Origin of the sequence: Streptomyces caniscabiei (assembly GCF_014930365.1) — a bacterium.
GTDB lineage: Bacteria > Actinomycetota > Actinomycetes > Streptomycetales > Streptomycetaceae > Streptomyces > Streptomyces caniscabiei.
In genome coordinates this window covers 1-14,957 of the sequence record NZ_JABXWI010000027.1, presented here as the reverse complement: position 1 = coordinate 14,957, position 14,957 = coordinate 1, and the positions used below count along the sequence as shown (strand labels likewise).

Below are 14,957 nucleotides of genomic sequence, written 5' to 3'. Positions count from 1 at the left end.
CCCGCCCCGGACGCCGCGCGCGTGCGGCCGGACAGCCCGCGCGTGCGGCCGGACCGCCGTGGTGCCGGACGGGCGAGCGCCGTCGTGGCCGTGCTGACCGCCGGGCTCGTGCTGTTCCCCCGCTCGGTACCCAACTCCGTGGGCCGGCTGGGCAGTCTGCTGGAGGCGTTCCTGCCGTGGCTCGGCCTGATCGCCGTGGTCCTGCTGGCCGTGGGTCTGCTGCACCGCTCGGCCGTCGCGCTGCTGGCTCTCCTGCTGCCGGTGGCGGCCTGGACGTACACCTTCGGCGGGCTGCTGCTGCCCGGTGCGCGGCCCGGTCCGCGCGAGCTGGTCGTGGTGCAGCACAACGTCAGCGACGAGAACGCCGACCCGGAGGGCACCGCCCGCGCCCTGGCCGACGCCGGGCCCGACCTCATCGCGCTGGAGGAGCTGGTGCCCGCGGCACTGCCGGCCTACCAGAGGACCCTCGCCGCGGAGTACCCGCACCACGCGGTCCGGGGCACCGTCGGGCTCTGGTCGCGGCATCCGCTCACCGGCACCCGCCCGCTGGACATCAAGCCCGCGGGGATCACGGCGGACTGGAGGCGAGGGCTCAGGACCTCGGCCCGCACCCCGCACGGCGACATCGCGGTGTACGTCGCCCATCTGCCGTCGGTCCGCGTCGGGGCGGGCGGCCTCGCGTCGCGGTGGCGTGACGAGAGCGCCGGTCTGCTGGGCCGGGCCGTCGCCGCCGAGACGCGGGACCCGGTGATCCTGCTGGGCGACCTCAACGGCACGGTCGACGACCGCGGTCTCGCGCCGCTCACCGCGCGGATGAACGTGGCGGAGCGCGGCTTCGCCTTCAGCTACCCCGCCGGTCTCCCGCTCGCCCGGATCGACCAGGTCATGGCCCGCTCGGCGACCGTCGCCGACATCCGCGCCCTGCCCGCCACCGGCAGCGACCATCTGCCGGTCGTCGCCCGGGTCAATCTCGGCTGACCACCGGGTCGATGGACTCCAGCGTCGGCACGACCTCCTCGATCGAGCCGTCCGCCGCGAACACCAGCCGGTCCAGGGTGGATTCCCGCCGGACGCCGTCACCGCGCGGGGTGCCGGGGCCCGGGATCGCGAACCGGTGGTAGCAGATGAACCAGTCGTCGGTGCCGGGGACGTTCACCACCGTGTGGTGGCCGGTGGCGAGGATCCCGTACTCCGGGCGCTTGCGCAGGATCACCCCCTTCTCGGTCCACGGGCCGAGCGGGGTGGGGCCGGTGGCGTAGGCGACGCGGTAGTCCTCGCTGCGGGTGTCGTCCTCCGACCACATGTAGTAGTAGACGCCCCGCCGTTCGACGACGAAGGCCCCCTCGCGGAAGTCCTCCGGGGTGAACCGCCGCACCCGCGCCGGGTCGAAGGACACCATGTCGGCGTCGAGCGGGACGCCGTACGCCTCGGTGTTGCCCCAGTAGAGATACGCGGTGCCGTCGCCGTCCGTGAAGACGGCCGGGTCGATCATCTGGCCCGGGTAGTCGTCGCGCGCGATGAGCGGCCGGCCCAGGGCGTCCCGGAAGGGGCCGGTCGGGCTGTCGGAGACGGCCACGCCGATCTGCTGGTCGGCGCAGAAGTAGAAGTAGTACGACCCGTCGCGTTCCGCGGCGGCCGGCGCCCAGGCGTGGCGGTCCGCCCAGCTCACGTCCGACTCCAGGTCGAGGACGACGCCGTGGTTCTCCCAGGTGACCAGGTCGTCGGAGGAGAACACCTCGAACCGGGTGCCGCCCCAGCCCTCGAAGCCGTCCGTCGTCGGATAGACGTAGTAACGGCCGTGGAACTCCTGGATGTTGGGGTCGGCGTACAGCCCCGGCAGCAGCGGGCTGCGCATCGCCACCGCCTCCACCGTCCAGGTGCGGGAAGTCCCGTCGGCCGTTGTGACGGTGTAGCGCTGCGGAGTGTGGAAATCGAGCGGGGTGCCCGACGCGGGCTCGATCCGGGAGCCCGCCGACAGGTCGAACTCCGGGGCGAGGGAGCCGAGTTCGGTCTCCGGGTGCACCGGCAGGACGACCTTCGACGCGACGTCGTCGACGAGCGCGTACGCCTTCAGGCCCTCCGGCACATGTACGTCGACGACGGACGCGGGTGGCGCGAACCCGGTGAGGAGCCGCTCGTACTCGGCCCGGGTCACCGGCAGCACCGAGCCGTGCCGCGCGCCGGGCGGCAGCGCGAACTCCGCACACGGCGTCCACGTGCCGGAGTCCAGGTCGGTGGTCTCGAAGGGCACATAGCCGCGCCCGCTGAACTCGTCGACGAACAGGTACCAGGTGCGGTCGTCCGTGTTCGACCTGAAGACGATCGGCCCCTCGCCCTGCTCGACGGCCCCGTGGCCCATCCGGTCGGCGACGAAGTCGTACGAGGTGTCGCGCAGCCCCTTCGACTTCTCCACGGTGATGAACTTGCCGCCGGGCGCGGCGGGGGAGTTGCCGCGCTCGTCCTTGGTGAAGCGGTAGTAGGCGTCGTCGTGCCGGACGACCGTCGAGTCGATGACCGAGTGGCCGGGGTCGTTCCACAGCCGGGGCTCGCTGAAGACGCGGAAGTCACGCGTGGTCGCGTACAGCATCCTGTTGTGGGTGTCGGCCGTGTGCTCCGGGTCGTCCTCCGCGTACAGCTTCGACGCCCAGAAGACGACGAACGCGCCGAGCTCCGGGTCGTAACAGGCCTCGGGCGCCCAGACGTTGCCGGCCGTGTCAGGGGCGACGCGCACCAGTCGGCGGTCGGTCCAGCGCACCAGATCGGTGCTCTCCCAGACCATGAGCGAGGTGGATCCGGTGCGCTGCACCCGGTCCCAGTCGCCGTCCGGCTCGCCGTGCATCCGGAGATCGGTGGCGATCAGATGGAACCGGTCGCCGTCGGGGTCGCGCACGAGGAACGGATCGCGCAGCCCGCCCGTCCCGAGGTCCGAGGTGAGCAGCGGCGCGCCGCCGTTCAGCTCACGCCAGCGCAGCGGGTCGTCACCCCGGCTGAGCGCGAACCGGATCCGCTCGCCCTCCGGGCTGTCCTCGCCGGTGAAGTAGACGAAGACGTATCCGGCGTAGTCCTGCAAGCCGACCTCCAAGGCTGCGACCTTTTGACAGTTCCTGTGGGAAACCCCGTCGAAGAGTGTTGCTATCTGCGCCGAGTGGCGTCAATCGGCGCAGGGGTCCGGGGTGACAGCGAAAGTTTCGGGGAGGGCGGGCTCGCGCGCGGTCAGCCCTCCAGCCGGCGCAGCCGCTCCGCGTCGCAGGTCCGCGGACAGGTGGAGCAGGCCTCGGCCGGGCGGATCGTGTAGTAGAGGCAGCAGCCCATGCGGGTGCGGGTCGGGTGCTCGCGTCCGTCGTCCGTGCGCAGGGAGCGGAAGTCGGCCCCGCCCGGGAAGGGCGCGTGCGCGGAGGGCAGGACCGCGGAGGCGGCCCGCACACCGGCGGCCTCGTCGCCGCGGGTCCGCCCTAGGTACCAGAGGCCGGAGACCAGGTCGTCGGAGACCAGCCCCCACAGCGCGCGCGAGCCCCGGCGGGCGTACGGGCCCATCGCCTCCAGCACCGGACCCATGTGGTCCGCCACGGCCGCCCTCAACTCGGCGCGCAGCGCCTCCGGGTGGGCGACCGTCCGGGTGCCGGGCAGCAGGGCGGCCGGGTCATCCGGGAGGCAGACCAGATCGGTGCCGGGGGCGACCTCGAACGCGCCCGACGCGAGGTCGATCCGTATGTCGCCGGGGGCGATCCGGGGCACGCGCCGCTCCAGGTACCACACGCCGCTCATCAGCAGGGACACCGACCAGGCGTAGTCGTGCAGGGCGCGGGAGGCGGCGACGTGCCGGGGCGCGGTGTGGTCGTGACGCTCCCGGATGCGGGCGGCCTCCGCCTCCACGAAGGCCTCGACGTCCTCCTGACCGTCCGTCAGGCCGACGGTTCGCCCGGCCGAACCGTCCGCCGATCGTCCGGGTCCGCCGATCCGTACGGACAGCGCCTCGCACGTCGCGTCCAGGCGGCGGTAGGCCGCCGAGAGGAGCACCGGGACGGACGTGGCGGTGTCGGCCTGGGCGGTCTCCAGGTGGGCCACGGTCATCGGTAACTCCAGAGCGTGAAGGGTTTGGCGAGTCGAGGAGGTAAGGCTTACCTTAGCTGCAAGATCACGCGCTGATGACCAAGTGGGGTGTGAAGTAGTCGTGTACGTCGTTGACCAGCAAAGTTACTTACGAGTTGATCAAGGGCGTTGTGGATCACAGTGAGCTCACAGCCGTTGAAAGCTAAAGCATGCCTAACCTAAGCTCACGTTTCGTGACTGCGACCGAAGGGGTCGCGCCGACCGGCGCGCCCTCACGTGCCCTGAGGCACCTGCCCTTGTTCCTCGGCGGAATCGGCGCGCTGGCGCTGGGCGCCGCGCTGAGCCTCGCCCTCGGAGCCCGTTCCGTCCCCCTGTCCACCGTGCTCGACGCGCTGTCCGGACACGCGGAGGGCCGGGACGCCCTGGTGGTGACGGGACTTCGGCTTCCGCGCACGGTCATCGGCCTCGCGGTCGGCGCCGCCCTCGGCGTCGCGGGCGCCGTGGCCCAGGGGATCACCCGCAACCCGCTCGCCTCCCCAACCACCCTGGGCATCAACGCGGGTGCGGGGTTCGCGGTCGTCGTCGCCATCTTCGCGCTGAGACTCACCGACCCCGTCGAATACGTGTGGTTCGCCTTCGCAGGGGCCGCCGCCGCGGCCGTCCTCGCCCAGGCGCTGGCCCGCCGCGCCGGGGACATCGACCCCGTACGGCTCGCCCTCGGCGGCACGGTGCTCCAACTGGTGCTGCTGTCCTGGACCTCGGCCGTCATGCTGGCCAGTCAGCGCACCCTGGACGAGGCGCGCTTCTGGCTGGCGGGCTCGCTCGCGGGACGCCAACTCGACACACTCTGGCCGGTGTTGCCGTCCCTGGCTGTTGGCCTGCTGCTCGCCGCGGCCGTCGCGCCCGCCCTCAACGCCCTCGCCCTGGGCGACGACTCGGCCCAGGCGCTTGGCGTACCCGTCACCCGCATCCGGCTCGCCGGAGGCCTCGCGGTCGTCCTCCTCGCCGGCTCCGCCGTAGCCGTCGCCGGCCCGGTCGCGTTCATCGGCCTCGCCGCGCCCCACCTCGTCCGCCCCCTCCTCGGCGGCGACCACCGCCTCCTCGTCCCCGGCTGCCTCGTCGCCGGCCCCCTGCTCCTGCTCACCGCCGACATCCTCGGCCGCCTGGTCATCCGCCCCGCGGAACTGGAGGTCGGCATCGTCACCGCGTTCCTCGGCGCGCCCCTGCTGGCCCTGCTCGCCCGGAAGGCCGCCCGATGACCCTGACGCACAAGGCGGCCGTACGCCCCGGCACGCACCGCCCGCCCGGCCGGCCCCGCCTCCTCGCGTACGGCGCCACCGGCCTCCTCGCCCTCCTCGCGCTGGTCACGGTCGCCGTCTCCACGGGGGAGATGAACATGCCCGCCTCCGTGGCGCTCCGCGCGCTGCTCGGGTTCGGCGATCCGGGCGACGTCCTGGTGGTGAGGGAGTTCCGGGCGCCGCGCGCCGTCGCCGCCGTCGTGGCCGGCGCGGGCCTGGGGGCGGCGGGCTGCGTCCTGCAACGGCTGTTCCGCAACCCCCTCGCCTCCCCGGACGTGATGGGGGTGACCGGCGGGGCCTCGCTCGGCGCGGTCGCCCTGCTGGCCGCCGGTGCCTCCCAACTCCTCATCCCGCTGGGCGCGTTGGCCGGGGGCCTGCTGGCCGCGCTGCTCCTCGGGGTGTTCGCCTGGCGGTCCGGGCTCGCCGTCACCCGCCTCGTCCTCACCGGCCTCGCCGTCCAGGCGGGCCTCGCCGCCGCGGTCAACCTGATGATCGTGCGCTTCCCCGCCGAACTCGCGGGCTCGGCGCTCCAGTGGACGACCGGGTCGGTGTACGGCCGCACCTGGACGGAGGTCTGGGGCGCGGGCGCCGCCGTGCTGCTCGCCCTGGCCGCCGCGCTGGTCACCCACCGCCGTCTCGCCGTGCTCGACCTCGGCGACGACTCGGCGGGGGCGCTCGGCCTCGACACCTCCGCCGCCCGCCTCCAACTGCTCCTCGTCGCGGTCGCGTTGGCCTCGCTGGCGGCGGCCCTCGCGGGGCCGGTCACCTTCGTCGCCCTCGCCGTCCCGCACATCGTCCGCTTCCTCACCGGCCCACCGACGGCGGCGACGCTCGCGCTGGCGGCGCTCACCGGGGCGGTTCTCCTCCTTGCCGCGGACCTCGTCGTCCAGCACGTCCTCCCGGTGGAGGGCCTGCCGGTCGGCGCCGTGACGGCGACGTTGGGGGCGCCGTGGCTGCTGGTGCTGATGCTCCGCCAGAGCGCGCCGGTGCGGAGGGGGGTGTGAGGGCGCGGTTCGTAGGGGGTGCGTGGGGTTCGTCGGCGGCTGCGGCTCCGGTGGGGGCTGGTCGCGCAGTTCCCCGCGCCCCTGAAAAGCAGGGGCTGCGCCCCGTGCTTTTCAGCCCGCAGCCCCGTCGGTTACCAGGCCCGCAGCCCGGTCGCTTTTCAGGCCCGCAGCCCGGTCGCTTTTCAGGCCCGCAGGGCCTTGGTCTTGCAGGCCCGCAGGGGCCTGGTCTTTCAGGGGCGCGGGGAACTGCGCGACCAGCCCCCACCGGAGCCGCACCCGCCGACGAACCCCACGCACTCCCCACGAACCGCGCCCCCCCCCCCCCGCCCCCAGGAGCCCGCCCCACATGACCCCCACCAACCAACTCTCCACCCACCACCTCGACCTGCGCTACGGCGACCGCACAGTCGTCGGCGGGCTCGACCTGACCCTGCCCGGCGGGGCCGTGACCGCGATCGTCGGCCCCAACGCCTGCGGCAAATCGACCCTGTTGAGAGGGCTCAGCCGCCTGCTCGCCCCCACCGCCGGTACGGTCACCCTCGACGGCTCCGACATCCACCGCATGTCGGCCCGCGCCCTCGCCCTGCGGATGGGACTGCTGCCGCAGCAGCCCGTCACCCCCGAGGCGATCACCGTCGAGGCGCTCGTCCGGCTCGGCCGCTACCCCCACCAAGGCCTGCTGAGCCCCTGGTCCGCCGCCGACCAGCGAGCCGTGGACGAGGCCCTGGACCGCACGGGCACCACCGCGCTGCGCGACCAGCCCGTCGACAGACTCTCCGGCGGACAGCGCCAACGCGCCTGGATCGCCCTGGCGTTGGCGCAGGACACCGAACTGCTCCTGCTCGACGAACCGACCACCTTCCTCGATCTCCGGCACCAGCTCGACGTCCTCGACCTGGTCGCCGCCCTGCACGCCGAGGCCGGCCGCACCGTCGTCATGGTGCTGCACGACCTCGGACAGGCCGCCCGTTACGCCGACCACATGGTCGTGCTCAAGGACGGGCGCCTCGCCGCCGCCGGCCCACCGGCCGAGGTGCTCGACGCGGACCTGGTCAAGTCCGTGTTCGACGTGGACTGCCGGGTCATCCCCGACCCGGAGACCGGCACACCGCTGGTCGTCCCGAAGAGCGGCGCGGCACGGCACACCACCGCGCCCGCCACCGCCTGACCGACCCGCCCCACCCCTCACCCCCTCACCGAGAAAGACCACCCCCTCATGCTCAAGCGATCACCCCTGCGCGGATTCGGCCGTCCCACCGCCGTGCTGCTCACCGTCGTCCTCGGCACGGGCCTCCTGGCCGCCTGCGGCGACTCCGACACGACCACGACGGACGACGCCGCACAGGCCGGTGCCGACGGCGCCGCCTTCCCCCGCACCCTCAAGACCGTGATGGGCGACGTCAAGATCCCGGCGCAGCCCAAGAAGGTCGTCGTCCTCGACACCGGCGAACTCGACGACGTCACCCTGCTCGGCGTCGACCCGGTCGGCGCCGTCGCCCCGCACTTCAAGACGGAGGGCGGCTTCCCCACGTACCTGGAGGGCGACCTCAAGAACACCACGGACGTAGGCCCGCTCCTGGAGCCGAACCTGGAGAAGATCGCCTCTCTCGAGCCCGACCTGATCCTGTCCTCCAAGGTCCGGCACGAGAAGGTCTACGACAAGCTCAGCGCCATCGCCCCGACCGTCTTCACCGAGACCACCGGTGGTGTGTGGAAGGAGAACCTCAAGGTCCACGCCGAGGCGCTGGGGCTGGAGGACGAGGCCGAGGCCGAGCTGGAGGAGTACGAGCAGCGGGCCGAGGCGCTCGGTGAGGCGATCGAGAAGAAGGACGGCGCCCTGCCGACCGTCTCCGTCGTCCGCTTCGTCGCCGGCCCGACCCGGCTCTACGCCTCCAACTCCTACAGCGGTGTCGTCCTGGACGACGTCGGCTTCCAGCGCCCGAAGTCGCAGATCTCCGACGACCCGGCCGTGACCATGAAGGACGTCAGCCCCGAGGAGATCGACCAGGCCGACGCCGACCTCATCTTCGTCACCACCGCCGACACCCCGGACAAGACCCAGCAGAAGCAGGTCACCTCCAACCCGGTCTGGAAGGACCTGCCCGCCGTCGAGGACGGCAAGGTCCACGAGGTCCCGGACGAGACCTGGATGTCCGGCATCGGCGTCCAGGCCGCCGAGGAGATGCTCGCCGACATCGCGAAGGCGACCGGCGTCGAACTCCCGAAGCAGTAACCCCCGCGGTACCCGGGGCGGGCCCCACCACGAGACGGGCCCGCCCCGCCCCACCCCCCACCCGCTAGCGGAAGCCGTGCACCACCCCATGCGCCTGTACCTGCTCGCCCTCAACCCCACCGACTCCGTCACCGAGGGCTTCCTGCCCGCCGCCGCCCGGCTGGGCCTGGACATCACCCTCCTCACCGACCAGTCCGACGCGCACCGCGCGGCGTACCCGGACCGTCCCGGGATCGAGATCCTCCACTGCGACGTACGGGACCACCGCGCCGTCATCACCCGGATCTCCCGCCACCACCGGCCCGACGCGGTCTTCACCAACAGCGACCACCTCCAGACCCAGGCCGCCCTCGCCGCCCACTACTTCGACCTCCCGGGCAAGGACTGGCGGGCCGCCCTGCGGGCCAAGGACAAGGGCGAGATGCGCCGCCACCTCGCCGCGGCCGACGTGGACACGGTGTGGTCCGCCGAGATCACCGCCGCGGCCGACCTCACCGGCCGACTCGTCGTCGACGCCCCCTACCCCCTGGTCGTCAAGCCCCGCGAGGGCGTCGCCAGCGAGGACGTCGTGCTCGTCGACACCGCCGAGGACCTCGTGGCACGCGCCGAGGAGATCCTGTCCCGTCGGCCTGGCGCCACCCTCGTCGTCGAGGAGTACCTGCCCGGGGAGCTGTACACCCTGGAGACCCTCGGCGACGGCCGCGTCCGCCATGTGCTCGGCGGCTTCCACACCGAGCTGTCCCCGCCGCCGTACTTCATCGAGGAGCGGCTCACCTTCGTCCCGGCCCACCCCGAACCGGTCGTCGCGCAGGTGCTCGCCCAACTCGACGCGCTGGGAGTCGGGTTCGGCGCCTGTCACACCGAGTTCGTCGTCCACGAGGGCCGGGCCCGCATCATCGAGGTCAACTACCGTGCCATCGGCGACCAGTGCGATCTGCTGCTTGCCCAGCTCCTCGACATCCCGCTGTTCGAGCACATCCTCCGCACCCACCTCGGCGAGCCGCTCCCCGACGACCTGGGCATCCGGCGCGACGGCGCGGCCCGTCTGGAGTACCCCTGCGCCGACCGGGCCGGCACCCTCGTCGCCGCTCCCGCCGCGACCGACGTCACCGTCGACGGGGTGCGTCTGACGTACCGCCCGCTGCGTGTGCCCGGCGAGCACCACGAGCTGTACCGGACCAACCGCGACTACCTCGGCGTCCTCCGCGCCACCGGCACCGGTCAGCGGAGCGTCGACCGGGCGGTGGCGGACTTCCTCGCCGACCGACGCTGGGAGATCCAGCCGTGACCGCCGTGACCGCCGTGACCGCCGTGACGGCCTTGACAGCCGTGACCGCCGCGACAGCCGTGACCACCGTGGCCCCGGAGAGCACCCCCGAGACCGCAGCGGCCCCCGAGACCGCCGCCGGCCCCTCGGCCACCCCCGCCGACACCACCGAGGCCGACCTGCTCACCCGTGTGCTCGGCGCCCTCCTCCGCGAGGACGTCGTGGGCCTGCGCACCCGCAGTACGCGCGTCGACCTGCCGGACGGCCCCTGGCTGCGCCTGCCCGCCCCCGACGGCGACGACGCCCTCCTCCTCCCGGTCACCGAGGACGGCTTCCAGCACCCCTTCACCGCCCGACTGCCCCTGCTCGTCCGGGAGTCGGACGGCACCCACCTCCCCACCTGCGACACCGCTCTCGCCGCCCTGCGCGCCCTGGCCGACCCCGCCGACCGCGCCGGCTTCGACGCCTTCACCGAGGAGTGCCGTCAGACCCTCGCGACGATGCGGCTGCACGAGGAGACGGCACAGGAGATCGCCGAGGGGCTCACCGACCTCTACGGCGACGACCTCGCCGACTGGACGGGGCTGCGCGGCGGCCTGGCGTACGAGACGCTCGCGGCGCGCCTCGACCACCCCGTCTACCCGACCGCACGCGGCCGCTCCGGCCTCGACGAGCGGCAACTGCGGGACCACGCACCCGAGTTCCACCCGACGTTCGCGCTCCAGTGGCTCGCCCTGCCCAGGGAGGCCGTCACCGTCGCCGGGGACCTCCCGGACGGCTGGCCCACCCCCTCCGGGCTCGGACTCGCGGACCTCGACCACACCCATGTCACCCTGCCCGTCCACCCGTTGACCGTCGGCGCGCCCCTGGACGCGGCACTGCGCGAGGCCGGGCTCGCGGACCGGGCCGTCCTCGCCGACCGGGCGTACCTCCCGGTCGTCCCCACCCTGTCCATGCGTACGGTCGCCCCCGCCTCCGCCCCCTCCCTGCACCTCAAACTGCCCCTGGCCACCGCCACCCTGGGCCTGCGCAACAAGCGGTCCATCAAGCCGGGGACCCTGATCGACGGTGCCGCCGGACAGGGGCTGCTGGCGGCGGTGACCGACCGCGAGCCCCGCTTCCGGGGCCGGGTGCTGCACGCCGACGAGACGGTGTACGCGCACGCCGGACACGAACTGCTCGCCGTCCTGTGCCGCCGCTACCCGACGGACCTCGACGACTGCGCCGTCGTCCCCATGGCCGCCCTCCTCGCCGAGGCCCCCGACGGACGTCTGGTCGTCGACCATCTCGCCGACCGCCACCACGGCGGCGACCCGCTCGCGCTGCTCGACGCCGTGCTCACCCTGTTGTTCGACTGGCAGACCACGCTCTTCGGCTACGGCATCGCCCTGGAATCGCATCAGCAGAACATCTCCCTGGTGTTCGGCCCCGACCCCGGCGACCTGCGCCTGCTGCTGAAGGACAACGACGGGCCCCGCGTCAACCGCGCCCGCCTGGCCGCCAGGCTCGGTGCGGACGGGGGGAATTGGGGCTTCGACGACGCCCGCACCTTCACCACCGACGACCGGGCGGTGGCCGACCTGTTCACCACCATCACCGTCCACCTCTGCGCCGGCGCCTACGCGTTCGGTCTGGCCCGGCACGGCCGTGCCCCGCTGGCCGAACTGCTGCGTCTGGTCCGCGACCGCCTCACCGAGGCCGTCGACCGCCTCGGCGGGGACACGGCGGACGTCCTGCGGGCGCGGGTGCTGAACGCTCCCGAGCTGCCCGTGAAGGCGATGGTGACCGCCGGGACCCTGCTCAGCAAGGCGCGGTCGGGCGCCGCCGACATCAACAAGCACTACACCACCGGCCCCAACTACCTGCTGGGGGAGGGTGGTTCGGCATGACCGCCGAGGCGCTCGCGGTGTCGCGCCCCGCGTTCGGCCGCCGGCAGGTGCACGCCGTGGCCGCCTGCTACTTCGTGGCGTCGTTCGCCGCGCTGGGGCTGCCGCCGTACTTCACCCAGATCCTGCCCGAACTGGGCGACCGCGCAGGCCGCTGGGCGGGTGTGCTGTACGTCGTGCCCACCGTGTTCAGCGCGCTCGCGGCACCCCTGTGGGGGCGGCTCGCCGACCGCTTCGGACGCAAACGGCTGCTGCTGCGGGCCCAGTTGGGCCTCGCCGTCTCCTTCCTGCTGGCGGGCTGGGCCGACTCGCTCACCATGTTCACGGCGGCGCTGGTGCTCCAGGGCATCCTGGGCGGCACGTTCGCCGCTTCCAACGGCTATCTGGGCGCCGCCCTGGACGGTCCGCGGCTGTCGAGGGCGCTGACCCTGATGCAGGGCAGCGCGCGGGCCGCCCTCGTCTTCGCCCCGATCGTCGTCGGCGCGCTGTCCCCGTGGCTCTCCCCGCACCGCCAGTACGCCCTCCTCGCCCTGCTCCCGCTCGCCGCCGCCCTGCTGCTGGCCGCGCTGCCCGAACCGGCCGAGGCCGAGGAGACGGACGGGCGCGAGCGAGTAGTCGCCGACCCCGCTCCCAGGGCCGCCCTGCGGCGGCTCTACGCCCTGGAGTTCGCCTTCGTGTTCTCCACCGTGATCTCCTTCCCCTATCTGATCTCCCTCGTCCAGGAACGCCTCCCCGGCGCCTCCGCCGCCCTGTCCGGCCTGCTCTTCGCCCTGCCGCACCTGTGCTACCTGCTCACCGCCCTGGCGGTGCACCGCGCCGTCCGCACCCGGCCCCGGCACGGCATCGCCCTCGGCTTCGCGCTGATCGCCCTGGGCCTCGCCGGACACGGCGTCGCCGACACCCTGCCGGGCCTCGTCGCCGTACGGCTGGTCCTCGGCGCGGGACTCACCTTCGGCATGGTCGGTCTGTCGGTCCTGGCGGCCGACTGCGCCCGCGGCCGCGCCCCCGGCGGGATGTTCGGCTCCCTGGAGTTCTTCTCCAAGGCCGGCGCCGTCGCCGCCGGAGTGACCGCCGCCGTGGGCAGCGCCCGGTTCGGGCCCGCCGCCCCGGTGCTCATAGGCGGCGGCATAGCCGCACTCACCGTCTTCGCGACCCTCCTTCCCCCACATCCGCGTACCCGCTGGAGCCACTGAATGCCCCCGCTCACCGACTCGCTCGGTACCACCCACCTGCCCACCGCCGACGACGCGGTGGCCCACACCCTCCTCAACTGCCTGCTGCGCGAGGTGTCCGGCCCCGAACACCAGACCGCCGTCATCGACGGTCACCTCCTGCTCCGCCTGCCCCGCCGCGGCCTCCTCCTCCGGGTCGCCCTGCGGCGCACGTCGCTGCTGGGCGCCCACCGCTTCACCGGCCCCGTCCAGGAGCAGTCCGACACCGGCTGGACCCCGCTCGACTGGCGCCGGCTCGCCGAGTACACGCACGACGAACTGTCGCTGCGCACCGGGGTCCGCAACGACGAGTTCCTGCACCAGATCGACTCCAGCCACCGCACCGTCGCCACCGCGCTCGCGGGCCGCGCGGCCGGTGAGCGCGCGGGCCGTGAGTCCGCCGCGCCGGGCCCGCGCGCCACCACCTCCCACGGGCGGCCGGACTACCTCACCTCCGAGCAGTCGCTGCTCTTCGGCCACCGCTTCCACCCCACTCCCAAGGCGCGCACGGGCGACGCGGACGCCTGGCAGTCGTACGCCCCCGAGGCCGGCGCCTCCTTCCCGCTGCGCCACCTCGCCGTCCGCGACCACCTGATCGCCGAGGAGAGCGCCGAGGCGGGCGCCACCGCCGTGCTCGACCGGGAACGAGCCGACGTCCCCGAGGGCTACCGGGTGCTGCCCGCCCACCCCTGGCAGTACGCGATGCTCCGCGAACACCGGCTGCTGCGTGAGGCGCTGGGCCGCGGCGACATCCTCGACCTGGGTCCCGGCGGCCGGGAGTACGCGGCCACCGCCTCCGTCCGCACCCTCTTCGACGGCGACACCTTCCTGAAGTTCAGCCTCAACGTCCGCATCACCAACTGCCTGCGCAAGAACGCCAGTTACGAACTCTCCGGCGCCGTCGCCCTCACCCGCGTGCTGGCCCCCGCCCTCACCGACCTGCAGACCCGCTTCCCCGGCAGCGCGATGCTCCGCGAACCCGCCTACCGCAGCCTCGCCCTGCCCGGCCCCGACGGCACCCCCGACCGGTCCCTCCTCGAAGGCTTCGGCGTCATCGTCCGCGAGGGCCTGTCCCGGCGGCTGCTGCCGGGCACGACCCCGCTGCTCGCGGCCGCCGTCGCCGACGAGTATCCGACCAGCGCCGCCCACGTCTCCCGCCTGCTCGACGGGGCCGGCCCGCGGACCGCCCTGCACTGGTGGCAGGCGTATCTGCGGCTGCTCGTCCCGCCCGTGCTCGCCGCCTACTTCGACCACGGCCTCGTCCTGGAACCCCACCTCCAGAACGTCCTGATCTGCGTCGACGGCGACGGGATGCCCGCCCAGGTCCTCTTCCGCGACCTGGAGGGCACCAAGCTCGTCCCCGAGCACCACGCCGACACCCTCGCCGCGCTCCCGCCCGAGGTGGCGGGCCCCCTGTCGTACGACGCCCGGCGCGGCTGGGACCGAGTGGTGTACTGCCTGCTCGTCAACCACGTCGCCGAACTGCTCGCCGCGCTCGCCGACCTGCACCCGGAGACCGAGGCCGACCTGTGGGCCGCGGTCCGGGCGGCCATCCGGGACCACGCCGACGAGGAGGGCTGCCCGCCCCGTCTCGCCGCCCTCCTGGCGGGCGTCCCGCTCCCCGCCAAGACCAACCTCCTCACCCGCTGGGAACGCAAGGCCGACCGCGAGGCCGGTTACGTCCGTCTGCCCTCACCCCTCGCCGAGGACGTCCTGCGCTGGAGCCCCCGGTGAACCACCAGCCCCGCACGAGCCGCCGGCGCGTCATGAGCCAGGAGTCCACGATGACCCTCCCCACCCCCGCCGTGCGCGACCGGGTCCTCGCCCTCTCGCCCGCCGAACTCCCCGCCTACGTCTACGACTTGACGGCCCTGCGGGAGCACGCCGCTTACGTGCGCGAGATGCTCCCTGTCGGGTCCCAGCTGATGCACGACGTTCTGGTCCCACCTGAGGCTTGACGGTAGGCCTAGGAAACGTGGGAAGCCCCGTGGGGCTTGTTCGCTTTCAC

The 14,957-nt window shown here is 73.5% G+C and carries 12 protein-coding genes; 10 read left to right on the top strand and 2 right to left on the bottom strand.

Annotated features, from left to right (window positions below):
• Positions 1-42: 42 nt before the first annotated feature.
• Complete coding sequence (locus HW837_RS43025; protein WP_237314358.1) at positions 43-978, top strand: endonuclease/exonuclease/phosphatase family protein; 936 nt, start codon at positions 43-45, stop codon at positions 976-978.
• Here HW837_RS43025 and HW837_RS43020 read toward each other — a convergent pair.
• Both HW837_RS43020 and HW837_RS43015 read right to left on the bottom strand, forming a co-directional pair.
• Positions 965-3,070, bottom strand: coding sequence for a glycoside hydrolase family 43 protein (locus tag HW837_RS43020; RefSeq protein ID WP_193380264.1), 2,106 nt, complete (start codon positions 3,068-3,070; stop codon positions 965-967). The genes HW837_RS43025 and HW837_RS43020 overlap by 14 nt on opposite strands.
• Before the next feature lie 143 nt (positions 3,071-3,213).
• Entirely contained in the window at positions 3,214-4,071 is an 858-nt protein-coding gene (locus HW837_RS43015; protein ID WP_045555703.1) for a (2Fe-2S)-binding protein, read from the bottom strand.
• Positions 4,072-4,283: 212 nt separating this feature from the next.
• On the opposite strand from HW837_RS43015, the gene HW837_RS43010 reads away from it, so the two are divergent.
• The 9 genes from HW837_RS43010 to HW837_RS42970 all read left to right on the top strand — a co-directional run bounded on the left by HW837_RS43010 (position 4,284) and on the right by HW837_RS42970 (position 14,907).
• Positions 4,284-5,309 carry a FecCD family ABC transporter permease gene (locus HW837_RS43010; protein WP_319678063.1) on the top strand — a complete coding sequence of 342 codons (1,026 nt, stop codon included), beginning with the start codon at positions 4,284-4,286 and terminating at the stop codon, positions 5,307-5,309.
• Positions 5,306-6,352 (top strand): iron chelate uptake ABC transporter family permease subunit, encoded by a 1,047-nt coding sequence (locus tag HW837_RS43005; protein WP_045555701.1) that lies wholly within the window; start codon positions 5,306-5,308, stop codon positions 6,350-6,352. Before HW837_RS43010 ends, HW837_RS43005 begins: the two co-directional genes overlap by 4 nt.
• Positions 6,353-6,698: 346 nt before the next feature.
• Positions 6,699-7,520: an ABC transporter ATP-binding protein gene (locus tag HW837_RS43000; RefSeq protein WP_045555700.1), complete on the top strand. Its 822-nt coding sequence runs from the start codon at positions 6,699-6,701 to the stop codon at positions 7,518-7,520.
• 48 nt (positions 7,521-7,568) lie between these two features.
• Positions 7,569-8,585 carry an ABC transporter substrate-binding protein gene (locus tag HW837_RS42995; RefSeq protein ID WP_045555699.1) on the top strand — a complete coding sequence of 339 codons (1,017 nt, stop codon included), beginning with the start codon at positions 7,569-7,571 and terminating at the stop codon, positions 8,583-8,585.
• Positions 8,586-8,673: 88 nt separating this feature from the next.
• Positions 8,674-9,873, top strand: coding sequence for an ATP-grasp domain-containing protein (locus HW837_RS42990; protein ID WP_045555698.1), 1,200 nt, complete (start codon positions 8,674-8,676; stop codon positions 9,871-9,873).
• 68 nt (positions 9,874-9,941) lie between these two features.
• Positions 9,942-11,741, top strand: coding sequence for an IucA/IucC family protein (locus tag HW837_RS42985; RefSeq protein ID WP_177261751.1), 1,800 nt, complete (start codon positions 9,942-9,944; stop codon positions 11,739-11,741).
• Positions 11,738-12,931, top strand: a complete 1,194-nt coding sequence (locus tag HW837_RS42980) for an MFS transporter (RefSeq protein ID WP_045555697.1) — start codon at positions 11,738-11,740, stop codon at positions 12,929-12,931. Before HW837_RS42985 ends, HW837_RS42980 begins: the two co-directional genes overlap by 4 nt.
• Entirely contained in the window at positions 12,932-14,683 is a 1,752-nt protein-coding gene (locus HW837_RS42975; protein WP_193380118.1) for an IucA/IucC family protein, read from the top strand.
• 50 nt (positions 14,684-14,733) lie between these two features.
• A complete protein-coding gene (locus HW837_RS42970; protein WP_193382731.1) occupies positions 14,734-14,907 on the top strand; it encodes a hypothetical protein in 174 nt (57 codons plus the stop codon).
• The last annotated feature ends 50 nt before the right edge of the window (positions 14,908-14,957 follow it).

Excerpts from the sequence above, each read along its gene's own strand:
- HW837_RS43015 (WP_045555703.1), bottom strand. The coding sequence starts at position 4,071 with ATGACCGTGGCCCACCTGGAGACCGCCCAGGCCGACACCGCCACGTCC.
- HW837_RS43005 (WP_045555701.1), top strand. The coding sequence starts at position 5,306 with ATGACCCTGACGCACAAGGCGGCCGTACGCCCCGGCACGCACCGCCCG.
- HW837_RS43000 (WP_045555700.1), top strand. The coding sequence starts at position 6,699 with ATGACCCCCACCAACCAACTCTCCACCCACCACCTCGACCTGCGCTAC.
- HW837_RS42995 (WP_045555699.1), top strand. The coding sequence starts at position 7,569 with ATGCTCAAGCGATCACCCCTGCGCGGATTCGGCCGTCCCACCGCCGTG.
- HW837_RS42990 (WP_045555698.1), top strand. The coding sequence starts at position 8,674 with ATGCGCCTGTACCTGCTCGCCCTCAACCCCACCGACTCCGTCACCGAG.
- HW837_RS42980 (WP_045555697.1), top strand. The coding sequence starts at position 11,738 with ATGACCGCCGAGGCGCTCGCGGTGTCGCGCCCCGCGTTCGGCCGCCGG.
- HW837_RS42975 (WP_193380118.1), top strand. The coding sequence starts at position 12,932 with ATGCCCCCGCTCACCGACTCGCTCGGTACCACCCACCTGCCCACCGCC.
- HW837_RS42970 (WP_193382731.1), top strand. The coding sequence starts at position 14,734 with ATGACCCTCCCCACCCCCGCCGTGCGCGACCGGGTCCTCGCCCTCTCG.